This is a genomic window from Ideonella alba (assembly GCF_018069875.1).
Taxonomy (GTDB): domain Bacteria; phylum Pseudomonadota; class Gammaproteobacteria; order Burkholderiales; family Burkholderiaceae_C; genus Ideonella; species Ideonella alba.
This window is the reverse complement of sequence record NZ_JAGQDF010000002.1, coordinates 426,243-451,509: the sequence shown is the minus strand read 5'-3', so window position 1 is coordinate 451,509 and position 25,267 is coordinate 426,243. Positions and strand designations below refer to the sequence as shown.

Annotated in this window: 20 protein-coding genes; 13 read left to right on the top strand and 7 right to left on the bottom strand. The window is 72.0% G+C overall.

Annotation, left to right across the window (positions count from 1 at the left end; all coding sequences use genetic code 11):
* Positions 1–34 precede the first annotated feature (34 nt).
* Genes pstC through phoR form a run of 6 tightly spaced genes read left to right on the top strand, consistent with a single transcriptional unit; the run spans position 35 to position 5,469 of the window.
* Positions 35–1,012 (top strand): phosphate ABC transporter permease subunit PstC, encoded by a 978-nt coding sequence (gene pstC / locus KAK07_RS05075; protein ID WP_210859392.1) that lies wholly within the window; start codon positions 35–37, stop codon positions 1,010–1,012.
* A complete protein-coding gene (pstA, locus tag KAK07_RS05070) occupies positions 1,009–1,878 on the top strand; it encodes a phosphate ABC transporter permease PstA (protein ID WP_210856600.1) in 870 nt (289 codons plus the stop codon). The genes pstC and pstA overlap by 4 nt, the downstream gene beginning before the upstream one ends.
* 17 nt (positions 1,879–1,895) lie before the next feature.
* The gene (gene pstB / locus KAK07_RS05065) at positions 1,896–2,681 is read left to right on the top strand and encodes a phosphate ABC transporter ATP-binding protein PstB (RefSeq protein ID WP_210856601.1); all 786 of its coding nucleotides are present in this window, start codon (positions 1,896–1,898) and stop codon (positions 2,679–2,681) included.
* 19 nt (positions 2,682–2,700) lie between these two features.
* Positions 2,701–3,417 (top strand): phosphate signaling complex protein PhoU, encoded by a 717-nt coding sequence (gene phoU, locus KAK07_RS05060; protein WP_210856602.1) that lies wholly within the window; start codon positions 2,701–2,703, stop codon positions 3,415–3,417.
* A gap of 8 nt (positions 3,418–3,425) precedes the next feature.
* Positions 3,426–4,127, top strand: coding sequence for a phosphate regulon transcriptional regulator PhoB (gene phoB / locus KAK07_RS05055; protein ID WP_210859305.1), 702 nt, complete (start codon positions 3,426–3,428; stop codon positions 4,125–4,127).
* A 16-nt stretch (positions 4,128–4,143) separates the two neighbouring features.
* The gene (gene phoR / locus KAK07_RS05050; RefSeq protein ID WP_210856604.1) at positions 4,144–5,469 is read left to right on the top strand and encodes a phosphate regulon sensor histidine kinase PhoR; all 1,326 of its coding nucleotides are present in this window, start codon (positions 4,144–4,146) and stop codon (positions 5,467–5,469) included.
* 3 nt (positions 5,470–5,472) lie between these two features.
* Here the strand turns inward: phoR and KAK07_RS05045 are convergent, their stop codons facing one another.
* Complete coding sequence (locus KAK07_RS05045; RefSeq protein WP_210856605.1) at positions 5,473–7,122, bottom strand: hypothetical protein; 1,650 nt, start codon at positions 7,120–7,122, stop codon at positions 5,473–5,475.
* 79 nt (positions 7,123–7,201) lie between these two features.
* Complete coding sequence (locus KAK07_RS05040) at positions 7,202–7,462, bottom strand: type B 50S ribosomal protein L31 (RefSeq protein WP_210856606.1); 261 nt, start codon at positions 7,460–7,462, stop codon at positions 7,202–7,204.
* Between the two features lie 157 nt (positions 7,463–7,619).
* Here KAK07_RS05040 and KAK07_RS05035 point away from each other — a divergent pair, with 157 nt between their 5' ends.
* Entirely contained in the window at positions 7,620–8,420 is an 801-nt protein-coding gene (locus KAK07_RS05035) for a transporter (protein WP_210856607.1), read from the top strand.
* Positions 8,421–8,486: 66 nt separating this feature from the next.
* On the opposite strand, the gene rho is transcribed toward KAK07_RS05035, so the two are convergent.
* Together rho and trxA are read right to left on the bottom strand one after the other, a co-directional pair.
* The gene (gene rho / locus KAK07_RS05030) at positions 8,487–9,752 is read right to left on the bottom strand and encodes a transcription termination factor Rho (protein ID WP_210856608.1); all 1,266 of its coding nucleotides are present in this window, start codon (positions 9,750–9,752) and stop codon (positions 8,487–8,489) included.
* Between the two features lie 274 nt (positions 9,753–10,026).
* The gene (trxA, locus tag KAK07_RS05025; protein ID WP_210804071.1) at positions 10,027–10,356 is read right to left on the bottom strand and encodes a thioredoxin TrxA; all 330 of its coding nucleotides are present in this window, start codon (positions 10,354–10,356) and stop codon (positions 10,027–10,029) included.
* A gap of 84 nt (positions 10,357–10,440) precedes the next feature.
* On the opposite strand from trxA, the gene KAK07_RS05020 reads away from it, so the two are divergent.
* The 5 genes from KAK07_RS05020 to KAK07_RS05000 all read left to right on the top strand — a co-directional run bounded on the left by KAK07_RS05020 (position 10,441) and on the right by KAK07_RS05000 (position 21,846).
* Entirely contained in the window at positions 10,441–13,092 is a 2,652-nt protein-coding gene (locus tag KAK07_RS05020) for a PD-(D/E)XK nuclease family protein (RefSeq protein WP_210859301.1), read from the top strand.
* Positions 13,089–16,400 (top strand): UvrD-helicase domain-containing protein, encoded by a 3,312-nt coding sequence (locus tag KAK07_RS05015; protein ID WP_210859299.1) that lies wholly within the window; start codon positions 13,089–13,091, stop codon positions 16,398–16,400. The genes KAK07_RS05020 and KAK07_RS05015 overlap by 4 nt, the downstream gene beginning before the upstream one ends.
* Before the next feature lie 86 nt (positions 16,401–16,486).
* Positions 16,487–18,307, top strand: coding sequence for a serine/threonine protein kinase (locus tag KAK07_RS05010; RefSeq protein ID WP_210859297.1), 1,821 nt, complete (start codon positions 16,487–16,489; stop codon positions 18,305–18,307).
* Complete coding sequence (locus KAK07_RS05005; RefSeq protein WP_210859295.1) at positions 18,304–20,595, top strand: protein kinase domain-containing protein; 2,292 nt, start codon at positions 18,304–18,306, stop codon at positions 20,593–20,595. Before KAK07_RS05010 ends, KAK07_RS05005 begins: the two co-directional genes overlap by 4 nt.
* Before the next feature lie 12 nt (positions 20,596–20,607).
* Positions 20,608–21,846 (top strand): MFS transporter, encoded by a 1,239-nt coding sequence (locus KAK07_RS05000; RefSeq protein WP_210859293.1) that lies wholly within the window; start codon positions 20,608–20,610, stop codon positions 21,844–21,846.
* Positions 21,847–21,893: 47 nt separating this feature from the next.
* On the opposite strand, the gene KAK07_RS04995 is transcribed toward KAK07_RS05000, so the two are convergent.
* Together KAK07_RS04995 and lexA are read right to left on the bottom strand one after the other, a co-directional pair.
* Entirely contained in the window at positions 21,894–22,205 is a 312-nt protein-coding gene (locus tag KAK07_RS04995) for a helix-hairpin-helix domain-containing protein (RefSeq protein WP_210859291.1), read from the bottom strand.
* A 20-nt stretch (positions 22,206–22,225) separates the two neighbouring features.
* A complete protein-coding gene (lexA, locus tag KAK07_RS04990; RefSeq protein WP_210856615.1) occupies positions 22,226–22,903 on the bottom strand; it encodes a transcriptional repressor LexA in 678 nt (225 codons plus the stop codon).
* A 75-nt stretch (positions 22,904–22,978) separates the two neighbouring features.
* Between lexA and KAK07_RS04985 the strand changes: the two genes are divergently transcribed.
* A complete protein-coding gene (locus tag KAK07_RS04985) occupies positions 22,979–23,908 on the top strand; it encodes an asparaginase (RefSeq protein ID WP_210859289.1) in 930 nt (309 codons plus the stop codon).
* Here KAK07_RS04985 and KAK07_RS04980 read toward each other — a convergent pair whose 3' ends face one another.
* Positions 23,909–25,255, bottom strand: a complete 1,347-nt coding sequence (locus tag KAK07_RS04980; RefSeq protein WP_210859287.1) for an esterase-like activity of phytase family protein — start codon at positions 25,253–25,255, stop codon at positions 23,909–23,911. It lies immediately after the preceding gene.
* Positions 25,256–25,267: the final 12 nt, after the last annotated feature.

Sequence of the window (25,267 nt, the reverse complement as noted above, 5' to 3'; positions counted from 1 at the left end):
TCCCGCCGATGCAGACAAGCTCGGCCAGCGCCCGATGACCCGCAGCACCCCCACTGGCGCCCCGCAGCCCCGCCGCGCACGCGCGCCGTGGGCTGATCGCCTGTTTGCCATCGCCGCCCATTCAGCCGCCTGGCTGACCCTGGGCCTGCTGGTGGCCATCCTGGGCTCGCTGGTGATCGGCGCGATGTCGGCGATCCGCGAGTACGGTCTGGGCTTCCTGTGGAGCAGCGACTGGGATCCGGCGGCCGAGCGTTTCGGCGGCCTGGTGATGATCTACGGCACGCTGATGACCTCGCTGATCGCGCTGGTCATCGCGGTGCCGGTCAGCTTCGGCATTGCGCTGTTCCTGACCGAGCTGTCGCCGCAGTGGCTCAAGCGCCCGCTGGGCACGGCGATCGAGCTGCTGGCGGCGGTGCCGTCCATCGTCTATGGCATGTGGGGCCTGATGGTCTTCGGGCCGCTGCTGGCCACCTATGTGCAGCAGCCGCTGCAGGCTGCCTTCAAGGGCGTGCCGGTGCTCGGCGCGCTGGTCTCGGGCCCGCCGGTGGGCATCGGCCTGCTGTCGGCCGGGATCATCCTGGCGATCATGGTGATTCCCTACATCGCCTCGGTCATGCGCGATGTGTTCGAGGTGACGCCGCCGATGCTCAAGGAGTCCGCCTATGGCCTGGGCTCGACCACCTGGGAGGTGGTCTGGAACATCGTGCTGCCCTACACCAAGGCCGGCGTGGTCGGCGGCATCATGCTGGGCCTGGGGCGCGCGCTGGGCGAGACCATGGCCGTGACCTTCGTGATCGGCAACATGAACCAGCTCAACTCGGTCTCGCTGTTCGAGGCCGCCAACAGCATCACCTCGGCCCTGGCCAACGAGTTCGCCGAGGCTGGCGAAGGCCTGCACCAGGCCTCGCTGATCTACCTGGGCCTGATCCTGTTCTTCATCACCTTCGTCGTGCTGGCGCTGTCCAAGCTGCTGCTGGCCCAGCTGCGCAAGGGTGAAGGGAGCCGCGCATGAGCCGCCTGACCTCACTCGACCCGGCGCGCCAGGCGCGCCACCGCCGCCGCGGCCGCACCAACACGGTGGCGCTGGCGCTGTCGCTGGCCGCCATGGCCTTCGGCGTGTTCTGGCTGATGTGGATCCTCTACGAGACGGTCCGCCTGGGCTGGGGCGGCCTGTCGCTGCAGGTCTTCACCGAGATGACGCCGCCGCCTCAGGAAGCCGTGGGCGGTCTGGCCAACGCCATCTACGGCTCGCTGCTGATGGTCACGCTGGCCACGTTGATCGGCACCCCGATCGGCGTGATGGCGGGCATCTACCTGGCCGAGTACGGCCAGCGCAGCTGGCTGGGCCGCACCACCCAGTTCATCAACGACATCCTGCTGTCGGCGCCGTCCATCGTCATCGGCCTGTTCATCTACGCCACCGTGGTGGCGCGGATGAAGACCTTCTCGGGCTGGGCCGGCGTGCTGGCGCTGGCGCTGATCGTCATCCCGGTGGTGATCCGTCAGACCGAGAACATGCTGAACCTGGTGCCGCATGCGATGCGCGAGGCCGCCTATGCGCTGGGCACCCCCAAGTGGAAGGTGATCAGCTCGATCACGCTGAAGAGCGTGCGGGCCGGTGTGCTGACCGGCGTGCTGCTGGCCATCGCCCGCATCTCGGGCGAGACCGCGCCGCTGCTGTTCACCGCGCTGTCCAACCAGTTCTGGACGCCCAGCCTGTCCGAGCCCACGGCCAGCCTGCCGGTGACGATCTTCAAGTTCGCGATGAGCCCCTACGAGAACTGGCAACAGCTGGCCTGGGCCGGCGTGTTCCTGATCACGCTGGGCGTGCTGGCGCTGAACATCCTGGCGCGGGTCTTCCTGCGCAACAAGTACTGAACCTGGAGCCCATGTCCATGGACGCCAAAGTCAATCTGCCCGTGACCGAGAAGGCCAAGATCACGGTACGTGACCTGAACTTCTACTACGGCGCCTTCCACGCGCTCAAGCACATCAACCTCGACCTGCCCGAGAAGAAGGTGACCGCCTTCATCGGTCCGTCGGGCTGCGGCAAGTCGACGCTGCTGCGCACCTTCAACCGCATGTTCGAGCTCTACCCCGAGCAGCGTGCCACCGGCCAGATCCTGGTCGATGGCGAGGACGTGCTGGACAAGCGCCTGGACGTCTCGCTGATCCGCGCCAAGGTGGGCATGGTCTTCCAGAAGCCCACGCCCTTCCCGATGTCGATCTACGACAACATCGCCTTCGGCGTGCGCCTGTTCGAGAACCTCTCGCGCGTCGAGATGGACGAGCGGGTGGAGTGGGCGCTGAAGAAGGCCGCACTATGGACCGAGGTCAAGGACAAGCTGGGCCAGAGCGGCTCCGGCCTGTCGGGTGGTCAGCAGCAGCGCCTGTGCATCGCCCGCGGCATCGCGATCAAGCCCGAGGTGCTGCTGCTCGACGAGCCCTGCTCGGCACTCGACCCGATCAGCACCGGCAAGGTCGAGGAGCTGATCCACGAGCTGCGTGACGACTACACCGTGGTCATCGTCACCCACAACATGCAGCAGGCCGCGCGCGTCTCCGACTACACCGCCTACATGTACCTGGGCGACCTGGTCGAGTTCGGACCCACCCGCGACCTGTTCATGAAGCCGACCAAGCGCGAGACCGAGGACTACATCACCGGCCGTTTCGGCTGAGCGTGCAGGAGACATTTCCATGAGCGACAAGCACCTGTCGACCCAGTTCGACGCCGAACTCAGCGGCGTCTCCACCCGTGTGCTGGAAATGGGCGGCCTGGTCGAGGCCCAGGTGGCCCAGGCCATCTACGCGCTGGTCCACTACAGCGCCGAGACCGCGACCCAGGTCCTGAAGATGGAGGAGCGGGTGAACCAGCTGGAGGTCGAGATCGACGCCGACCTCTCGGCCATCATCGCCCGCCGCCAGCCCACCGCCCGTGACCTGCGCCTGCTGATCGCGATCAGCAAGACCATCGGCAACCTGGAGCGCGTGGGTGACGAGGCCGCGCGCATTGCCCGCACCGTGCAGCGCCTGATCAACACCGGCGTCTTCAGCCGCATGAAGCTGCCGGTCAGCGATGTCTCCTTCGAGTCGGAGCTGGCCGTGGCCTCGCTGCGCAAGGCCCTCGACGCCTTCGCCCGTCTGGACACGGTGCAGGCGCTGGAGGTCATCAAGCAGGACAACCAGATCGACCAGGAGTTCGACGGCCTGATGCGCAAGCTGATCACCTACATGATGGAAGATCCGCGCACCATCTCGGCCAGCATCGACCTGGTGTTCGTCGCCAAGGCGATCGAGCGCGTGGGCGACCACGCCAAGAACCTGGCCGAGCAGATCATCTACATCGTCAAGGGCACGGACGTGCGGCACAACCCGGTCGAGACCGTGGCCTCGGTCGCCCTGCAGCGCAACTGAGGATGGCCATGACCACGATCCTGGTCGTCGAGGACGAGATCGCGATTGCCGAGCTGATCGCGCTGAACCTGCGCCATGCCGGCTTCGAGGTCACGCTGGCCGAGACCGCCGAGCAGGCCCAGGCCGCGGTCGATGCCGTGCTGCCCGACCTGGTGCTGCTCGACTGGATGCTGCCGGGCCAGTCCGGCGTGGCGCTGGCGCGCCGCTGGCGCGCCGACGAGCGCACGCGCGGCCTGCCGATCATCATGCTGACCGCGCGCGCCGAGGAAACCGACAAGGTGGCCGGCCTGGATGCCGGCGCCGACGACTACCTGACCAAGCCCTTCTCCACGCAGGAGCTGCTGGCGCGCATCCGCGCGCTGCTCCGCCGCCGCCTGCCCGAGGCGCTGGACACCGCGGTGGAACTGGGCGGGCTGACGCTGGACCCGGCCACCCACCGCGTCAGCCGTGCCGGCGTCGAGCTCAAGCTGGGTCCCACCGAGTTCCGCCTGCTGCACTTCTTCATGACCCACCCCGAGCGTGTGCACAGCCGCGCCCAGCTGCTGGACCGGGTCTGGGGCGACCACGTCTTCATCGAGGAACGCACGGTCGATGTGCACGTCAAGCGCCTGCGCGAGGCGCTGCAGCCGGCGCAATGCGCGCAGATGATCGAGACGGTGCGCGGCGCCGGCTACCGCATGACGCGGCAGGTCGCCCTGCCGTCGGCCTGAGGGGGTTGCGGCGCGCATGTTCTGGTTGCTGCCACGCACCGCGCTGGCGCTGCTGTTCGCGGCGCTGGGCGCCGGACTGGGAGGCTGGCTGGGCGAGGCCTGGGGACATGGCCGGCTGGGTGCGATGCTGGGCGCCGGGGCGGCGGCCGCGCTGGTGGCGCTGGTCGACGGCCTGCGCGGCGACCGCCTGCTGACCTGGCTCAGCAGTGAGATGCACGACGGCGCACCGCCCCTGGTGGGCTTCTGGGGCGAGGCCGGTGTGCGCGTCGAGCGGGCGCTGCGCCTGCGCGAGCGGGCGCTGTCGGCCGAGCGCGAGCAGCTCGCCCAGATGCTGGAGGCCATCGACGCGTCGCCCAACGGCGTGCTGCTGCTGGATGCGGCCGACCAGATCGAGTGGATGAACCAGATGGCTGCCGCCCACCTGGGGCTGGACCCGCTGCGCGACCAGCGCCAGCATGTCACCCACCTGGTTCGCGCGCCGGCTTTCGTGGCGCATCTGCAGGCGCGCCAGTTCGAGCAGCCGGTGCAGATTCCCGGTGCGCAGGGAAAGGGCCTGCTGGCGGTGCTGGTGCGGCCCTATGGCCAGGGCAAGCGCCTGCTGCTGACGCAGGACATCACCGAGCGCGAGCGGGTGGATGCCACCAAGCGCGATTTCGTCGCCAATGTCTCGCATGAGATCCGCACGCCGTTGACGGTGCTGGCCGGCTTCGTCGAGACCATGGCCACGCTGCCGCTGACCGAGGTCGAGCGCCAGCGCGTGCTGAGCCTGATGGGCCAGCAGGCCAAGCGCATGCAGGCGCTGGTGGGCGACCTGCTGACGCTGGCGCGCCTGGAGGGCAGCGCCCGGCCGCCCGCTGACCAGTGGTGCCCGGTGGCCCGTCTGACCCAGGTGGTGGAGCAGGAAGTGCGGGCCCTGTCGGCGGGGCGCCACGAGCTGATCGTCGACACCGGCGCCCTGGAGGCACTGGCCGGGCAGGAATCCGAGTTGTCCAGCGCGCTGGGCAACCTGGCCTTCAATGCGGTGCGCTACACCCCCGAGGGGGGCCGCATCCAGATCATCGCGCGTCGCGGTGACGACGGCTCGGGCGAGCTCAGCGTGGTTGACACCGGGCCCGGCATCGCCCCCGAGCACCTGCCGCGGCTGGCCGAGCGCTTCTACCGCGTGGACGGTAGCCGCTCGCGCGACACCGGCGGCACCGGCCTGGGGCTGGCCATCGTCAAGCATGTGGCGCAGCGCCACGGCGGCGAGCTGCTGATCGAGAGCGCGGTGGGCCAGGGCTCGCGCTTCACCTTGCGCCTGCCGCCCTCGCGGGTGCGCGCCGCGGCCGTGACCCCGGCCTGAGGATCAGCGCTCGCGGCGCAGGACCCAGGTCTGTTCCTGGCGGTCGGTAGGGCGCCGCAGTGTGGCCACCAGGCGCCAGCCGTCGATCGCCGGGGCGACGCCGGGCCGACGCCCCTGCAGCACCATGGCATCGCACGGGCCATCGGTGCGCGCATCCACCCGGTAGCGGCCAAACACCTCCAGCGCCGCCACCTGGGTGCGCGGCAGGCCGGGCGCCAGCAGGCATTGGCCGGCCGGCACGATCTCGGTGATCTGCTGAACCAGCGGCCGCAGGCTGCGTGCGTAGTCCAGCGCCGGCAGCCACAGCGTCATCGACAGCAGCCAGGCCAGCGCCACGCCACTGGCCGGCAGCACCAGGCTCTTCCACAGCGGATCGCGGTGGCGGGCGGTGCGCCAGCGCACCAGCCACAGCCAGGCCAGCGTGCCCAGCACCGCCGCCAGCAGCGCCAGCCATGAGAACTGCGGCACGAAGCCCGGCGCCAGGCGCTGGATGTTGGCCAGCGGTTTGGCCGGCACGCCCCAGTGCATCGAGGCATAGACCACCCAACCCACGATGGCCGCGCCGGTGAAGAAGAACACCGAGAACCAATCGATCGCCGCGCTGGCGCCGCGGTCCAGCGTCGGCAGCGCGAAGGCCGCCAGCACCGCCACGCCAGGCAGCGCCAGCAACAGCACGCGGTCGTTGCCGTCCATGGCTGCCATCGCCAGCAGCGCCACCAGCGCGCAGCCCAGCGGCACCGCGATGTGGCGTGACTGCAGGTGCCCTCGCCAGCGCCACAGCGTCCACAGCGCCAGCGGCCAGGCCGGCCACAGGAACCAGCCGGGCAGACGCACCAGGGCCCACAGGTCGGCCAGGCTGTCCGGGCGCACGATGCGCCAGTGCCAGGTGTGCAGCAGCAAGGCCAGCGCGGCCGAGGCCGCGGCGCCCATCGCCAGCCAGGGCAGCAGGGCGCGCACGCCCTCGAAGCGGCTGCGCGCGCTGGTGACCAGCGCCACCAGGCCCATCAGCGTGGCGATGGCCGGAGCGCCGCTGGAGGCCAGCGCCACCAGCGCCAGTGGCGCCAGCAGCCGGCCCAGCAGTGGCCGCGTGGTGGCCACGGCCAGCGCGAACAGCAGCAGCGCCACCTCGCTGAGCTGGGCCAGCTCGGGCGTGGTCTCGTGGCCCAGCTGCAGCAGGCCCAGGCAGGCAATCAGCGCCAGCAGCGCGCCATCGGCCAGCGCCCGGGCGTAGTCGCGCGGCTCGGCCTCGCCACCGAAGGCGAAGGCCACCGGCTGCGCGGCCTCGGTGCGGGCCAGGTAATAGGTGGCGTACCAGACCAGGGCCAGCGTGGCCGCCAGCAGCAGTGCAAAGGGCAGCCGTGCCGCCAGCGCAGGCCCCAGCCAGCCGCCCAGGGCCTGGATGGCCAGCGCGCCCAGCCAGTGCGGCAGCAGCGCGGCGTCGGCCATGCCGCCCACCGGGGTCGGCGCCAGCCAGGACAGCCGGCCTTCGGCCATGCCCAGCATGATGCTGAAAGCGGACAGATCGGCGTTGCGCCAGGGGTCGCGGCCGAACACGCCGGGCAGCACATAGGCCGCGCACAGCAGCAGCAGCGGCACGCGCGGCAGGCGCTGTGCGGCGCGCTGCGTGACGAGGGCAGGGGTGGGCGTGCTCACGGAGGCGATGATGCACCAGGCATGAAAAAAGGCAGCCGAGGCTGCCTTCTTCGCTGCACGCGTGCGGGCAAGAAGGGGATTACTTCTTGATGCCGACGCGGGCGAACTTGTTGCGGAACTTCTCGACGCGGCCACCCAGCGTGTCCACGCTCTTTTGCTGGCCGGTGTAGAAGGGATGCGACTCGCTGGTGGTTTCCAGCTTGAACAGCGGCACTTCGCGGCCGTCGTCGAGCTTGATGGTTTCCTTGGTCGGGGCGCAGGAACGCGTCACGAACTTGAAACCGTTGGACAGATCCACGAAGCAGACGTCGCGGTAATTCGGGTGAATGCCTTCTTTCATGGCGCTTCTCTCATCGCTGGTGAGCCGGGAGCCACGCCTGGCCCCATGCCAGTCGTACCTTCGTACATTCGCACTTTCCGACAGCGGAAAAACGCGGAGTATACCCGATATGCTCTGGGCTGACATCCAACCACCCACCGCCCACCGGAGGATCCTGATGCCAACGACCCTTTCCACGCGCCTGTGCGCGGTGGCGGCCGCCCTGTTGCTGTCCATGGCGGGCACGGCCGCGCGCGCCGAAGCCGATGGCGCGATCATCACCGATCGGCCCGACATCTCCGAGTCGAGCGAGGTGGTCGGCGCCGGCCGCTTCCAGCTCGAGACCAGCGTCGAATGGGCCCGCGACGGCCGAGGTGCCGCGGCGGTGCGTGAACGCAGCTTTCCGACGCTGCTGCGCATCGGTCTGAGCCCGACCTGGGAGCTGCGCATCGAGACCGAACTAAGGGTGCGCGAGCGCACGGCGCTGGGCGGCCGCTCGGGCACGCCCGACACCGCGGTCGGCCTGAAGTGGCATGTCCAGGATGGTGATGACGATGACTTTGTGCCCAGCGTCGCGGCGCTGCTGCACTTCGACCTGCCCAGCGGCTCCTCGGGTTTCAAGGGCAGCGGCGTGCGGCCCTCGCTGCGCGTGGTGGGCGAGTGGGAACTGCCCGGCGGCTGGTCGGTCGGCGCGATGCCCGGCATTGGCAGCCTCAGCGACGCCAACGGCCAGCGCTACACCGCGGGTTCGCTGGCGGTGACCGTGGGCAAGGAATTCAGTGCCGAGTGGCGCGGCTATGTGGAATGGTCGCTCGACCAGTGGGCCTCACGCCGCCACGGCGGCACGATCCACAGTGCCGACGCCGGCGTGGCCTGGCTGGTGAACCCCGACCTGCAGTTCGATGCCTCGGTCGCACGGGGCATCAGCGGCGCCGCCACCGATTGGCGCTGGGGCCTGGGTGTGTCGGTGCGCTACTGACCCACCACCCTGAAACGACACGACCGCGCCAGGGCGCGGTCGTGCGGGTGATGCGAGGCGCGGGCTTCAGCCGCCGCGGCGCATCATGTCGAAGAAGTCGAGGTTGTTCTTCGACGCCTTCATCTTGTCGAGGACGAACTCCATCGCCTCGATCTCGTCCATGTTGTAGAGCAGTTTGCGCAGGATCCAGGTCTTCTGCATGATCTCGGGCTTGAGCAGCAGCTCCTCGCGGCGGGTGCCCGACTTGTTGATCAGGATCGAGGGGTAGACGCGCTTCTCGGCCATGCGGCGGTCCAGGTGGATCTCGCAGTTGCCGGTGCCCTTGAACTCCTCGTAGATGACCTCGTCCATCTTCGAGCCGGTGTCGATCAGCGCGGTGCCGATGATGGTCAGCGAGCCGCCTTCCTCCACGTTGCGCGCCGCGCCGAAGAAGCGCTTGGGGCGCTGCAGCGCGTTGGCGTCGACACCGCCGGTCAGCACCTTGCCGGAGCTGGGCAGCACGTTGTTGTAGGCGCGGGCCAGACGGGTGATGCTGTCGAGCAGGATCACCACGTCCTTCTTCATCTCGACCAGGCGCTTGGCGCGCTCGATCACCATTTCGGCCACCTGCACGTGGCGGGCGGCGGGCTCGTCGAAGGTGGAGCTGATCACCTCGCCGCGCACGGTGCGCACCATTTCGGTCACTTCTTCCGGGCGCTCGTCGACGAGCAGCACGATCAGGTGGATCTCGGGATGGTTCGCCACCAGCGCGTGGGCGATGTTCTTCATCATGATCGTCTTGCCGGTCTTCGGCTGCGCGACCAGCAGCGCACGCTGGCCTTTGCCGATCGGGGCGATCAGATCGATGATGCGTCCGGTGATGTTCTCCTCGCCCTTGAAGGCGTCGCGCTCGAGCTTGAACGGCTCTTTCGGGAAGAGCGGCGTCAGGTTCTCGAACATGATCTTGTGCTTGCTCTGCTCGGGCGTCAGGCCGTTCACACGGTCGACCTTCACCAGGGCAAAGTAGCGCTCGCCGTCCTTGGGCACCCGCACCTCACCCTCGACCATGTCGCCGGTGTGCAGGTTGAAGCGGCGGATCTGGCTGGGGCTCAGGTAGATGTCGTCGGTCGACGCCATGTAGCTGGTGTCGATCGAGCGCAGGAAGCCGAAGCCGTCGGGCAGCACTTCGAGGACGCCGTCGCCGAAGACCTGTTCGCCGGCCTTGGCGCGCTTTTTCATGATCGCGAACATCAGCTCCTGCTTGCGCAGGCGGGAGACGTTGTCGATCTCGAGCGCCTCGCCCATCTCGATCAGGGCCGAGACGTGGAGGGCTTTCAGTTCGGAAAGATGCATGGATACACCCTGGGGTGGTCGCCAGCGAAGCACCGCATGAGCCGGGGCTGGCCGATCGCCATCGAGGTGGGGATCACGGGGATCCCGGCCGCGTGGCGCGTGATGAAACCGGGTAGGGGAGGGGGGGCCGGGACACGTGTTCCGCAAGCGGTCAGGCTGGGCCTGGGCTTGGGGTGGCGGCCGTCCGGCGCCTGACGGGGCTCCGGGGTGGCTGCTCGGGCGCTTGGCGCGATGCAGCCGTTCCCGGCGCGTCAGGGCAGGAGTATAGGCGAGATCAGAGGTTGCCGTCGAGGAACTGGGCCAGCTGCGCCTTGCTCAGCGCACCGACCTTGGTGGCCGCCAGCTGACCACCCTTGAACAGCATCAGCGTCGGGATGCCGCGGATGCCGAACTTGGCGGGGATGTCGCGGTTCTCGTCGACGTTCATCTTGGCGATCTGCAGGCGCTCGCCGTATTCCTTGGCGGTTTCGTCCAGGATCGGGGCGATCATCTTGCAGGGGCCGCACCATTCGGCCCAGTAGTCGACCAGGACCGGCTTGTCGGATTGCAGGACATCGGCCTCGAACGAGGCGTCGGAGATGTGCTTGATCAGTTCGCTGCTCATGGGGTGTCCTTCGGGGAGCCGCCATCTGGGGCGACCGGGCACAATGATTCTGACACAAAGGTCTTGTCCCCGATGCCCGTGCCGATGACCGCTGCGCCCCCCGAGACGACCCCCCTGGACGAGCACACCTGGGCGCGTCTGGCCGACCAGGTGGGCGACTGGGCGCAGGCCAGAGGGGTGGTTCTGCGCGATGCGATCTGGCTGCTGCCCTTCACCGCGCTGCTGCCGCAGGCCCGGCGGGCCTTCGCGCGGCGCGGCGGCTGGGCGCCGCGGATCGAGACCGTGGCCACGCTGGCCCCGCAACTGGGCCCGCGCGCCCCGGCGGCGGCTGAGGCCATGGCCGGCGATACCGTCACCCGCCGGCTGCAGGTGGCGGCGCAGTTGCGCGGCGTCGACCAGGGCGGCTGGGCCCGGCGCGACCCGGCGGGCTTCGCCTGGGCGGTGGCCGCGGTGGTCGACACCGCCGACGAATGGCAGCAGGCGCTCGCCGCCCAGCCGCCATCAGGCCGCGCCGCATGGGTCGCGACGGCGCAAGCCCGGCTGGCTGGCGGCACCGGCCCGGGCGACCAGGAGCGCTCGCTGGCCGGCTATGCGCTGGCCTGGGCCGCGCGGTCGATCGCGGTGCAGCCGCCCGCCAGCGACGCCTTGTACGAGGCCCGCCCCAGTGCCTGGATCGGCCTGCGCGCCGGCGGCACGGTGCCGCTGGTGCAGGCGGTGCTGGACGAGGCCGCCGCGCGCGGTGTGCCGGTGCTGTGGCTAGACCAGGATCCGCCGCCCGAGCGGCTCTTCGAGGCCGCCGCCACGCTGCCGCCGCCGCAGGAACATCTGGCCGATGACGCCGAGGGCGAGGCCCGCGCCGCCGCTGTCGAGGTGCTGGACGCGCTGCGCCGCCATGAGCAGGGCGCCGTCGCGCTGATCGCCCAGGACCGCGAGGCCGTGCGCCGCGTGCGGGCCCTGCTCGAGCGGGCGGCGGTCGAGGTGGTCGACGACACCGGCTGGCGGGTGGCCACCACGCGCGCCGGGGCGCGGGCGATGGCGCTGCTGCGCGCCGCCCGGGCCCTCTCACGGCCCTCGGCCGGTGCCGAGGACCTGTGGCTGGCCTGGCTGAAGGACGACCCGGCCTTCGCGTCACAGGCCGAGGAGTTGCGCGTGCTCGAGGCCCTGTGGCGCGGCCGCCGGCTGAGCCCGGCGCGGCGCGACCAGGCCCAGGCCTTCTGGGAACGCGCCCAGTCCCGCCTGGCGCCGCTGCGCGAGCCGGCGCGGCGCCCGCTGGCCGAGTGGCTGTCGGCCCTGGCCGCGCTGTGGCTGGACGATCCCGCCTCGGCCGCCGCCTGGCGCGACGACCCGGCCGGCCGGGCGGTGCTGGCGGCATGGCGCCTGGAAGCGCCCTGGAACCAGGGCGCGGGCTGGCCGGCGCTGGCGGCCGCCACCCGCTTCACGCTGGACGAGTTGATCAGCTGGGCCGACGAGGCGCTCAGCGAGGCCAGTGTCGTGCCCGACCATCCGCCGCAGGCGCGGGTGGTCATCACACCGCTGGCGCGGGCCATGCTGCGTCCCTTCGTGGCCGCGGTGCTGCCGGGTGCCGACGAGCAGCGCCTGGGCGGCCACGAGCCGGGCGTCGACCTGATCGGGCCGGCGCTGCGCCGCGCGCTGGGCCTGCCGGGCGTGGCCGAGGCGGCCGAGCGCGAGGCCCTGGCCTTCATCCAGGCGCTGCGCCTGCCGAACCTGTGCCTGGTGCGCCGCCGGGCCGAAGGCAGCGAACCGCTCGGCCCCAGTCCGTTGCTGCAGCGCCTGGTGCTGGCGCGCGGCGGCCAGGCGCTGCCGGTCTCCACGCTGGCGCCGCCGTGCCGCGCCTGGGCGGTGCAGCCCGTGGCCGAGCCGGCGGTGATGGCCAGCGGCGCGCGCTGGCCCGACTCGCTCAGCGCCAGCGCGGTGGACGCCTGGCGCGACTGTCCCTACCGCTTCTTCGCCCAGCGCCTGCTGGGACTGGCCAGCGACGACGAACTGGACCGCCTGGCCGAAAAGCGCGACTACGGCGACTGGCTGCACGCGGTGCTGCTGCGCTTCCACGAACAACGCGCGGCCGACGCCCGCCTGGACGATGACCGCGCGCTGCTGCGGCGCTGCGCCCAGGAGGTGGCGCCCGATGGCCGCCTGGCCGAAGGCGAGATGCTGCCCTACCTGGCCAGCTTCGACCGCCTGTGCGAGCCCTACCTGGCCTGGCTGCAGGCGCGCGACCAGGCCGGCTGGCGCTGGACCGCTGGCGAGATCGACCGCCAGCGTCCCGCACCCGCGCTGGGCGCGATGGGCCTGCATGGCCGCCTGGACCGCCTCGACAGCGGCCCCGGCGGTGCGGTGCAGGTGATCGACTACAAGACGGGCCGCGCCGACGAGCTCAAGCGCCGCGCCAAGGGCCTCGAAGACACCCAGCTGGCCTTCTACGCCGCCCTGGCCGCCGCCGATGGCGCCACGGTGGGCGCGGCCTACCTGGCGCTCGATGAGCGCGACGGGCCCCGCTGGATCGAACACGCCAACGTGCTGGCCGACGCCGAGCGGCTGCTGGGCGAACTGGCCGCCGAGTTCGACCGTGCCCGTGCCGGCGAGCCGCTGCGTGCGCTCGGCCGCGGCCAGGCCTGCGAGCGCTGCGACATGCGCGGCCTGTGCCGCCGTGACCACTGGGCGGCGCCGCCCGATGCCGCGGCCGAGGCGGTCACCGACCCCGGAGGCGACGAATGAGCGGCGCCGCCTACGCCGCCGACGGCCAGCCGGTCGACCGCGCCGCCTTCTACGCGATCGCCTGCGACCCATCGCGCAGCGTCGTCGTCGAGGCCTGCGCCGGCGCCGGCAAGACCTGGATGCTGGTCTCGCGCATCCTGCGCGCACTGCTGGACGGCGCCCAGCCGCAGCAGATCCTGGCGATCACCTTCACCCGCAAGGCCGCCGGTGAGATGCGCGAGCGCCTGGACGAATGGCTGGCAGCCTTCGCGGACGTGCGTGCCAGCCACGACCAGCGCGTGCAGGCGCTGCGCGAGCGCGGCCTGGACGCTGCCCAGGCCGAGGCGCTGGCGCCCGCACTGGGCACGCTGCAGCAGCGTGTGCTGGCACAGGGCCGGGCGGTGCAGGTGCGTACCTTCCACAGCTGGTTCTCGCAGCTGCTGCGCATGGCGCCGCTGGACGCGCTGCAGTCGCTGGGCCTGCAGCCTGGCATGGCGCTGATCGAGAACACCGATGAACTGCGGCCCGAGCTGACCCGCCGCTTCCTGCGCCGCGTGGCGCAGACGCCGGAGCTGGACCGTGCCTACCGCGGCCTGGTGGGCCGCCACGGCCGCAGCGTGGTGCAGCGCTGGCTGGACGGCGTGCTGGAGCGGCGCATCGAGATCGAACGCGCCGACGCCCACGGCACGCTGGCGGGCTCGGTCCCGCCGGTGGCCGAGGTCTTCCCGGACTGCCGCAACCTGGCCCACCCCACCGAGCTGCTGCGCGCAACCGGCTGGGTGGACACCGCCACGGCCCTGCGTGACCGGCTGCGCGAGGACACCCGCAAGACCGTGGTGCCGGTGGTCGAAGGCCTGAGCCGGGCCCTGGCGCACCTGCACGACGACGCGGTCGAGCTGGCGTATGACGCGGCGTGCGAGGCGCTGCTGGGCAAGTCCACCGGCCAGGCCAAGGGCAACGTGGCCGGCAAGCCGCCCGAGATCCCGCAGCTGGCCGAGCAGCTGTTGGCCATCGCGCTGCGCCTGCGCCAGCACGAGGCGCACCAGGACCATGCCGCGCTGGTGCCGCTGGCGCGCGCGCTGCTGCAGGAGTTCGCGGCGCTGAAGCGCTCGCGCGGCCTGGTCGACATGCCCGACCTTGAGAACCTGGCGCTGCACCTGCTGCGCGACGCCGAGCAGGCCGGCTGGATCCAGGAGCGCCTGGACGCCCAGCTGCGCCACCTGCTGATCGACGAGTTCCAGGACACCAGCCCGCTGCAGTGGCATGCGCTGCAACCCTGGCTGGCGGCCTATGCCGGCGCGGGCGGCGGGGCCAGCGGCCAGCAGCCGCTGTCGGTGTTCATCGTTGGCGACCCGAAGCAGAGCATCTACCGCTTCCGCCGCGCCGAGCCGCGCGTCTTCGCCGCTGCGGCCCGATTTGTCGCTGACGCCCTGGGTGGTCGGCGCCTGTCCTGCGACCACACGCGGCGCAACGCCACGGCGGTGATCGACACGCTGAACCAGGTCTTCGGCGCGGCGACCGACTACGCGGGTTTTCGGCCCCACACCACCGAGGTCGCGCAGGCGGGCGAGGGTGTCTGGCGCCTGCCACTGGTCGAGCGTCCTCCGCGCGCGGCCAAGCAGGTCGAGCCGGCCGATACCCCCTGGCGCGACAGCCTGACCCAGCCCCGCCACGAGGAGCGCGAACACCTGGGCGCCCAGGAGGCCCGCTGGGTGGCCCGGGCGATCGCCGAGCTGGTGGCCCAGGGTCGCCGGCCGCGCGACATCCAGGTGCTGGCGCGCAAGCGCAGCGTGCTGGCGCGCCTGTCGGATGCGCTGCGTGTGCTGCATGTGCCGCATGTCCAGCCGGCCGAGCTGTCGCTGCTGGACGAACCCGAGGCGCGCGACCTGGTGGCGCTGCTGGATGTGCTGGCCTCGCCTGGCCACGACCTGTCGCTGGCCCAGGCGTTGCGCAGCCCCGTCTTCGACGCCAGCGACCCGGACCTGATCGCTCTGGCCGCCGAGGCCCGCGGCGACGCCTGGTGGCCGGCGCTGCAGCGCCTGGCGGCCCGCGGTGAGGCACCGCCCGCGCTGGCGCGTGCGGCGCCGCTGCTGGCGCGCTGGGCCGACCTGGCCAGCCAGTTGCCGCCGCATGACCTGCTCGACCGCATCGTCGACGAGGGCGAGGTGATGGGCCGCATGCTGCGCGCGGTGCCGCCCGAGCGCCGCGGCCCGGCGCGGGCGGTGATCGAGGGCCTGGTCGCCGCGGCCCTGTCGCTGGATGGTGGCCGCTACGCCACGCCCTATGGCTTCGTGCGTGCGCTGCGGCGGCAGTCGCCCACGGTGCCGGCACTGGCCCAGGCCGATGCGGTGCAGTTGCTGACCGTGCACGGCGCCAAGGGTCTGGAGGCCGAGGTGGTGTTCCTGCTCGACACCGACCCCCAGGCCCGCCGCCCCGATCCCGGCGCGCTGCTGGTCGACTGGCCGGTGGACCAGGACCACCCGGCGCGGGTGGCCTTCGTCGCCTCCGAGGCCAGGCGCGCGCCGTCGCTGGATGCGCTGCAGGCCGACGAGGACACCCAGCAGGCCCGCGAGGAGCTCAACAGCCTGTACGTGGCGCTCACCCGCGCCCGCACACGCCTGGTGCTGAGTGCCGTGGTGCCGCACCACGCCGGTCCTGCACCGTCGTGGTGGGCCCGGCTGCACGACCTGGCAGCGCCCTGGACGCCCAGCCCGGCGGTGGCGCCGCCGGCCGGCGAGCAGGCCGTGGTGCAGACTGACGACTGGGCGGCGCTGCGCCCGCCGGCCGCGGCCGGCAGCGGCATCGCGGCGGACTGGGTGGCCCCGGTGCGCCAGGACGACCGCCTGACCCGCCTGGGCCAGGCCTTCCACCGCCTGATGCAATGGGCTTGCGGGCCGCGCGGACCGGCCCTCGGGTCGCTGGACGAGTGGCTGGAGACTGCTGCGCGTGCTGCCGGCGCCGAGTTCGACCTCGCGCCGTTGGACATCGCCGTGCCGCAGGCCGCCGCGCGCGCCGTGCTGGCAGGGGCGCACTTCCGCCCCTGGTGGCGCGACCCGGCGATCCTCTGGGCCGGTGACGAGGTGCCGGTGGACGACGGCGCGGCCGCGCTGCGCATCGACCGCCTGGTGCAGCGCCGCGACCCCGACGGCGAGCCCAGTTGGTGGGTGATCGACTACAAGCTGGACCATGCGCCGCACACCCAGCCGGCCTACCGAGAACAGCTGGCGGCCTACGTGGCCGCGGTCCGGCGGCTTCAGCCGGGCGAGCGGGTCCGCGCGCTGCTGGTGGGCGGGGACGGCCGGGTGCATCCGCTCGACGCCAGCGAATAGCCGGGTTTGGCGCCGCTACTTCCGGACTACGGGTCGGCGGTGCGCGCGGTTCAATCGGAGCCAAGCTGCCCGCCGTGCCCGCTGCCATGAGTGCTCCCGCCCGTTCCGACGACGCCCCGAAAGCCGCCACCGCCCCGGTGCGGCGCTTCGGGCGCTACCAGCTGCTGCGCCTGCTGGGCAAGAGCGAGCGCACCATGGCCTGGCATGCCGCCGATGAGCGCCAGGGCACCGAATGGATGCTGGTGATGCCGCGCCAGCAGCCGCAAGGCGAGGCCGCCGCGGCCTGGATGCAGAGCGTGCGCCGCGCGGCGCGGCTGAACCATCCGAACCTGGCCACGCCCGTCGAGATCGCCGAGCACGAGCGCTGGCCCTACGTGGCCTATGAGCGCCATGGCCAGGTCACCTGGGCCGAGCGCTTCTCGCGCCAGGGCATTCCGGCCGAGGAGATGGCCCCCTGGGCCTCGCAGGCCGCCCTGGGCCTGGCCTATGCCCACGAGGCGGGCGTGGCCCACCATGATGTGCAGCCGTGGCTGCTCAGCGTGGACGACGGCGGCCGCGTGCAGGTGCTGGGCCTGGAGGTGCCGCAACGCAGCGGTGGCGCCGCGGTGGTGGGGGCGATGGAAGAGCTCCGCCAGGTGCGCGACGCCGCCGTGGGCGATGTGCTCGCGCTGGGCATCGTGATGCACCATGGACTGGCCGGCCAGCCAGCGCTGGACCAGACCGATGTGGCCCGCGTGGTGGCGATGATGCCGCCGCTGGGCAATGACTTCGTGCGCCTGCCGTGGAACGTGCCGCGGCCGATACCGGATGCGCTGCGGGCCATCGTCAACCGCGCCACCGACCGCCAGCCGCGCCAGCGCTACCGCAATGCGCGCACGCTGCAGCGGGCGCTGGACGGCTGGATCAAGGCCAATGCCGAACTGGAGGGCGGGCCGCTGGCCCTGCTGCTCGACCGCATCCGCGCCGCCGGCGTGCTGCCGGCCATGCCCGGGGGCGCCGACCGCGTGGCGCACCTGGCGCTGATGGAGCGCGGCCGCACCAGCGAGCTGGCCGAGGTGGTGCTGGGCGACATGGCGCTGGCCTTCGAGTTGCTGCGCCTGGTCAATGGCGCCACCGTGCAGGGCCACGCCGTGTCCAGCGACGGCCCGGTGCTGATGCTGCGTCGGGCGATCGCGATGCTGGGCCTGGAGGGCGTGCGCCGCGCGGCGCTGTCGCTGCGGCCCTGGCCCGGTCCGATGGACGAGGCGGCGGCCACCGAGATGGCGGCGCTGATGCGGCGCGTGCAGCGCGCCGGCGGCGTGGCCACGCGGCTGGCGCCGGCCGGCTATGACGGCGAGGTGATCTCGCTGATCGCCCAGATGCAGAACCTGGGCCGGCTGGTGGTGCAGTACCACTTCCCGGACGAGGCCGCCCAGATCCGCCGCCTGATGCAGCCCGGCGAATCGGCGGACGGCAAGGCCGGCGCCGAGCCCGGCATGAGCGCCGAGGCGGCCTCCTATGCGGTGCTGGGCATCGACCTCGAGGCGCTGGGCCTGGCCGTGGCCCAGCACTGGGGCCTGGACGACTCGGTGCAGCAGATGATCCGCCGTATTCCGCCAGGCGCGCCGGTGCACCACCCCGACACCGACGCCGACATCCTGCGCGTCACCGCCAGCTGCGCCAATGACCTGCTGGACGCCAGTGCGCTGGCGCCCAAGTTGGTGGGTCCGGCGCTGGCGGTGGTGGTGCGCCGCTATGCCCGGGCGCTGGGCCTGACCCAGGCCGAGATGCTGGGCGCCCTGCAGGCCCTGCCCAGCACGGTGGACACAGGCCCGGCGATGCCCGGGGTCGCCGACGCCTCGGCCGCCACCCGTGCCTTTGCGCAGGCTGGCGCCGCCGCTGGCGCTCCGCGGGCCGCGGCGGCGTGAAACCCTCGATCGGCGAGCGCATCGGTCGCTTTGAACTGCGCGGCGAACTCGGCCGCGGCGCCCAGGCCACCGTCTGGCGGGCGCTGGACACCACGCTGCAGCGCGAGGTGGCGCTGAAGATCTTCCATCCGCTGGCCGAGTCCGAACTGGCCGCTGAATGGCGTGACGAGGCCCGCCTGGCGGCCGGCCTGCACCACGCCGGCATCGTCGCCGTGCACGACCTGCTGACGATCGACGACCAGGCGGTGCTGGTCAGCGAGTGCGTGCCCGGTGGCACGCTGGCCGCGCGCCTGCGCGAGGGCCCGCTGGCGCCGCGTTCGGCGGTGGAGCTGATGCTGGGCGTGCTGGATGCGCTGGCCCATGCCCACGCCCAGGGCGTGGTCCACCGCGACCTGAAGGCCTCCAACGTGCTGCTGGACGCCGACGGTTTGCCCAAGGTGGCCGACTTCGGCATCGCGGCACGCATCACCGACAGCCATGACGGCCGCATCGTCGGCTCGCCGGGCACGATCTCGCCCGAGGCGGCGGCCGGCGCCGCCCCCGCCGCATCCATGGACGTGTTCGCCGCCGGCATGCTGCTGGGCGAGATGCTGATCGGCGTGCCACTGCGCCGCAGCGAGGGGCCGACCCAGGCGATCGCCCAGGCGCGCCATGTGGACGTGGTCTGGCCGCCAGTGGACAACGAGGTCGACGACCACCTGCGTGGCATCGTGCTGCGCGCCACCGCCCGCGACCCTGCGCGCCGATGGCCCGATGCCGCGGCGATGCGCGACGCGCTGAACGCCTGGCTGCATCCGGCCGCGGTGCAGGGCCCGGGTGCGCATCCGACGCTGGACTTTCTGCTTCGGCGCATGCGCCTGGCAGGCGACTTCCCGGCGCTGTCCGACGCGGTGCTGCGCATCCAGGCGATCACCGCCTCCGATTCCGAGAGCGTGCACACGCTGGCCGCCGAGATCCTGCGCGACGTGGCGCTGACCCAGCGCCTGCTTCGCGTCGTCAACAGCGCGCGCTTCCACCATGCGCGCCAGGGCGAGGTCAGCACCGTCTCGCGCGCGGTGGCGCTGGTGGGCTTCGGCGGCATCCGGGCGATGGCGCTGTCGCTGCTGCTGCTCGAGCACATGGGCAACCAGGCCCAGGCCGGCCGCATGAAGGGCCTGTTCCTGGAGACCCTGCTGACCGCGGCGCTGGTCGATCAGCTGACGCCCCCCAGCCGCGAGCGCGAGGAGGCCTTCCTGGCCGGCATGTTCAGCCAGCTGGGCCGCCTGCTGCTGGCCTACTACCTGCCGCAGGAGGCGCAGCTGCTGCAGGGGCGCGACGGTCCGGTGGATGAGCGCGCCCAGGTCGACGTGCTGGGGGTGTCCTGCGCCAGCCTGGGGCAGGGCGTGGCCGCCTCCTGGGGCCTGCCCCAGGCGCTGTGCCAGGCGATGTCGGTGCCGCACGGCGAGCCGCCGCGCCACCGCGTGACGGCGCCCACCGAGGCCATGCGCTGGCGCGTGCGCGCGGCCCATGAGCTGGTGCAGCGCCTGCTGGACGAACGCGGCGAAGGCGCCGACCCCCAGCCCGCCTGGGCCGAGCACTTCGGCCTGCCGCTGGGCCAGTCGCAGGAGGCGATGCTGCAGGCGGTGTCTGCCGCGCGGGCGATGCTGGCCGAGCTGGCCAGCTCGCTGGGGCTCGACAGCGGGCCACGGGTGCGTGCCAGCCGGCTGCTGGCGCCGCCCACCGCGCCGGCCGATGAGTTCACCGCCACCGTGGCCGAAGCCCCGGTCAGCGCCGCGGTGCAGCAACTGCTGGCCGCCGGCATCGCTGACGTCACCGCCACACTGGCCAGCGAATCCGGCAGCGTGGGCCAGGTGCTGCGGATGATTGCCGAGACGCTGTGGCGCGCCCTGTCACTGGACCAGGTGGTGCTGGCCCTGCGCGACCCAAAGGGGGAGCAGCTGTGCGGCCGGGTGTGGATGGGCGAGGGCGCGCCAGAACTGGCCGCGGCCCTGAAGATCGACTTGCGCGAGGGCCCGACCCCGGACCTGTTCCAGCTGGCCTGTCGCAAGGGCCTGGACACCCTGATCGACGACGCCCGGGCCGACTCGCTGCGCCCGCGCCTGCCCCAGGTGCTGCGCGAGGCGCCGCCGCGCAGCTTCGTGCTGCTGCCGATGATGCTCAAGGGGCGCTGCTTCGGGCTGCTGTACGGCGCCTGCCAGCGTCGCACGCTGCAGCTGTCGGAGGCTGAACTAAGCCTGGTGCGCAGCCTGCGCAACCAGGCGGTGCTGGCGGTGCGCACGGCAGCGTAAGCTGTCGCCCCGATGACCGCGACCGATCCCCTGGCGTTGGCGCCACCGCCGCGCCTGCGCGACCTGCCTGATTTCCGACGCCTGCTGGCGGCCCGCGCCGCCGCGACCACCGCCAACCAGATGCTGATGGTGGCGCTGGGCTGGCAGATGTACGACTTCACCCGCAGCGCCTGGCAACTGGGCCTGGTGGGTCTGGTGCAGTTCGTGCCAGCGCTGCTGCTGACGCTGCCGGCCGGTCACCTGGTGGACCACCACGACCGCCGACACACGCTGCTGGCCAGCCTGGGCCTGCAGGCCGTGGTGGCAGCGTGCCTGGCGGCCGGCAGTGCCGGCGGCTGGCTGGGGCCGGCCGGCATCTTCGCGGTCTCGGCGCTGCTGGGCGCCGCCCGGGCCTTGCAGATGCCGTCGCAGCAGGCCTTGCTGCCCTCGCTGGTGCCCAGCGAGGCATTGCCGCGCGCGGTGGCGGCCGGTGGCGCCGTGCTGCAGGCCTCGATTGTGGGTGGGCCAGCGTTGGGCGGCCTGGTCTACGCCGCGGGCCAAAGCGCCGGCGCGGCCTGGGTGTATGGCCTGGCGCTGCTGCTGCTGGTGCTGGCCGGAGGCGCGGTGCTGCGGCTCACGCCGCAGGGCCGGCCGGCGCGCGTGGGTGCCGAGGCCGGGGCACTCACCGCCGGCCTGCGCTTCATCGTGGCGCACCCGGTGCTGCTGGGGGCAATGGGGCTGGACCTGTTGGCCGTGCTGCTGGGCGGTGCCACCGCGCTGCTGCCGGTCTTTGCGCGCGACATCCTGGGCACCGGGCCTGAGGGCCTGGGTCTGTTGCGCGCCGCGCCGGCCCTGGGGGCACTGGCCTGCGGCCTGTGGCTGGCCCGGCACCCGTTGCAGCGCCGCGCCGGCCAGCGCCTGTTGCAGTCGGTGGCGGTCTATGGCCTGGCCACGCTGGCCTTTGCGGTGGCCGGCAGCCTGCCGCTGGCGATGCTGGCGCTGGCCGTGGCCGGTGCCGCCGACATGGTCAGCGTGGTGATCCGCCAGAGCCTGGTGCAGATGGAGACGCCCGACGCGATGCGCGGCCGCGTGGCAGCGGTGAACTCGGTGTTCATCGGCGCCAGCAACCAGCTGGGCGAGTTCGAGTCGGGCGCCACGGCGGCCTGGCTGGGACCGGTGGGTTCGGTGCTGCTGGGCGGCACCGGCACGCTGCTGGCGGTGGCGGTGTGGCCGCGGCTGTTTCCGGCGCTGTGGCGGCGCGAGCGGCTGTAGCAGCGAGCACTGGCTGGGTGCTCAGGCCGGGTGTTCAGGCCGCGTGTTCAGGCCGGATGCAGCGCGCCGAACTGGCGCTTGCGGTCGGCGGTGTAGTCCCACCAGGGGCGAGGTGCTGCGCCGTTCATGAAATCGACGATGGCGAGGAAGGTGTCCAGCACGCAGGGGTCCTGCCGCTTGCCGCTGTGACGCTCCAGCGCGCGGTACAGGGCATAGGCGTCGCGGCCGGCCAGCTGCGACGGGTGCTGGATGCCCAGCGAGCGCAGGTCGGCGGCCATCGCCGGGCCGACATTGGGCAGGCGTTCCAGCGCGTCGCACTCGGCGGCACTGGCGGCTTTGGGGGATTTGATCGTGCCCATCGGTACAGCCCGCCGGGAGATCAGATCAGCATGTGCTGGCGCACCAGGCCCACGGCGATGCCCTCGATCGAGAAGTCCTCGCGCTCGGGGCCGACAACGATGGGTTCGAAGTCGGGGTTCTCGGGCAGCAGCTCCACGCCCTGGCGGCCCCGGTGGAAGCGCTTGACGGTGACTTCGTTGTCGAGCCGCGCGACGACGATCTGGCCATTGCGCACCTCGCGCGTCTGCTTGACCGCCAGCAGGTCGCCGTCGACGATGCCGGCATCGCGCATGCTCATGCCCTTGACCTTCAGCAGGTAGTCGGGCTTCTGCGGGAACAGCGAGGCTTCGAGCACATAGGTCTGGTCCACGTGTTCCTGGGCCAGGATCGGGTGACCGGCGGCGACGCGGCCGACCAGCGGCAGTGTCAGCTGCGCCAGGCTGGGCAGCGGCAGCATGAACTGCTTGCCGCGGGCCTCGTTCAGCGCGCGCAGCGTGGCAGACTGCAGGCGGATGCCGCGCGAGGTGCCCCCGACCAGCTCGATCACGCCCTTGCGGGCCAGGGCCTGCAGGTGCTCTTCAGCGGCGTTGGGCGACTTGAAGCCCAGTTCGGCAGCGATCTCGGCCCGCGTGGGCGGGGCGCCAGTGCGCTCGATGGTGCTTTGCACCAGGTCGAGCACCTGTTGCTGCCGGGCGGTGAGCTTGGGGCTTTCAAGCATGAGGGGTGGCCGGCTCCGGTGGAGCACGGCTGGGGTTGCATCCAGTGGCTGTATTTTTATCCAGACTGTCGAAAAATGCAAAGTGAATCGGCACGCATCGTGATTCTGGGCACCGGCGGCACCATCGCCGGCGCGGGCGACAACGTCGGCTACGCGGCGGGCAGCCTCAACGTGACCCAGCTGCTGCTGGCGGTGCCGGCACTGGCCAGCCGCACGCTGGAGGCCGAACAGGTGGCCCAGCTCGACAGCAAGGACATGGACCACGCCACCTGGCAGCAGCTGGCGCGCCGCGCCGCCCACCACCTGGCGCGGCCCGAGGTGGCCGGCGTGGTGGTGACCCATGGCACCGACACGCTGGAGGAGACCGCCTGGTTCCTGCAGCGTGTGCTGGCGCCGATCAAGCCCTTGGTGATGACCGCGTCGATGCGCCCGGCCACGTCGCTGCAGGCCGATGGCCCGCAGAACCTGCTGGACGCGGTGACGCTGGCCGCCGAGCCGGGCGCGCAGGGGGTGCTGGTGGCGGTGGGGGGCGAGGTCTGGGCGGCCGCCGACGTGCGCAAGACGCAGCCGTTTCGCATCGACGCGTTCGAGGGCGGCGACGCGCCACCGGTGGCCAGCCTGCGCGAGGGCCGGGTCCTGCGCTGGCGCGACTGGCCCCGGGGCGTGGCGCTGGGCCTGGCGACGATCGAGCCCCCGGTGGCCGCCTGGCCGCGGGTGGGCATCGTGAGCAGCCATGCCGGCGTCGAGCCGGTGCTGGTGCATGCGCTGCTGGATGCGGGCTACCGCGGCCTGGTGGTCGAGGGCACCGGCAACGGCACCGTGAACGCCGCGCTGGACGCGGCGCTGCAGGCGGCGGCGCAGCGGGGCCTGCTGGTCTGGCGGGCCACGCGCTGCCAGCGCGGTGGCATCGTCGGCCAGCCCGAGGGCGCCTGGCCCTCGGCGGGCGCGCTCACACCCGCCAAGGCGCGGGTCGAGCTGCTGCTGCGCCTGCTGGTGGCGCGCTGATCAGGGCTGCTTGAAGCGCTGCGGCTCGTAGACCGAGCCGCCCAGATCGGCGTCGTCGAAGGCGAAGACGAAGAACTGGTTCGGGTTGTCCTTGCCGCCCACGCTGGCCAGGAAATCGTTGTCGTTGGCCAGGTACAGCGTGTGCTTGGTGACGCCGTCGATCACCACGTCCTCACCGAAGGCCGCGCCCTCGAGCTTGGCCGGGATGTCGGCGTCGGCGATGCCGGCGGCATTGAGCGCCGCGCGCAGGTCCAGGAACAGCGTCTTGGTGGGGGCCACGGCCAGCAGGGCCGCCGCGCCGCTCAGACCGCTCACCTCGGTGGCGCCGCTCAGGTCCACCTTCCACAGCTGCTTGACCACCGCCAGCGTGCCATCGCCCAGGCCCTTGCCGTCGCGCTCCAGCACCAGGAATTCGTGGCTGTTGATCGCCAGGATCTCGCTGCTGTTGTAGGCCTTGTTCATCGCCGGGATGAAGTTGTCGTAGGCGAACTGCTCGACCACACCGGTGGCGATCTCGATGCGCACGATGCGGTTGGCGCGACCGCCGTCGCCGCCGTCCTGCAGCAGCGGGCTTTGCATGAAGCCGATCAGGTGCTTCCCGTCGGGCGTGATCGCCAGACCTTCCATGCCCTTGTTGGCCACGCGACCCGTGGTGTTGCCGCTGATCTCGGCCGCGCCGGTGGCCGCCAGCGTGTTCACCGCAAAGGTGGCCGAGGGCAGCGCGAACGCGCGCTGGCGCTTGCCGCTGGCGCGGTCAAAGGCGTAGACGTAGGCGCCGTACTCGTCGCTGATGTAGACCGTCTTGCCGTTGCGTGAGACGCGCAGGCCTTCCGGATCGAGGCGGGCATGCAGCGGGTCGAGCGAATCGCCGGGGCCGAAGTTGTCGCTGCGACCGCTGAAGAAGTGGCGCCTGGCGGTGTTGATCGCCGGCACGGCCGGGCCGTAGTGCAGCGCGTCACGCGACCACAGCAGCGTGGTGCCAGTCAGCGTGGGCGTCAGCGTGAAGGGCAGCGGGCCCGCCGGGTTGGGGCTCAGCGCCATCGACAGCGTGTGGAAGCGCGGAACCCAGCTGGTGGTGTTGTCGACCGTCGTGTTCCAGGCCGAGGCGTTGGGGCCGCGGTCGGGCAGGGCGATGAAGGTGCTGCCACCGGCCCAGGCCAGGGCCGAGCCGAGCCCGCCCAGCAGGTTGGCGGGGGCTCCGTTCTCCAGAGTGCCGCTGAGGCCGGACAGGTCGGCGGCGTCACCGGGCAGGCTGCCGCGGGCGATCAGGGTGGGGGCGGCCTGGGCGCTGGCGAGCAGCGCGGCCAGGGCCAGGGTGGACAGGCAGGTACGGCAGATGGACGGCATGGCGGGAAGCGT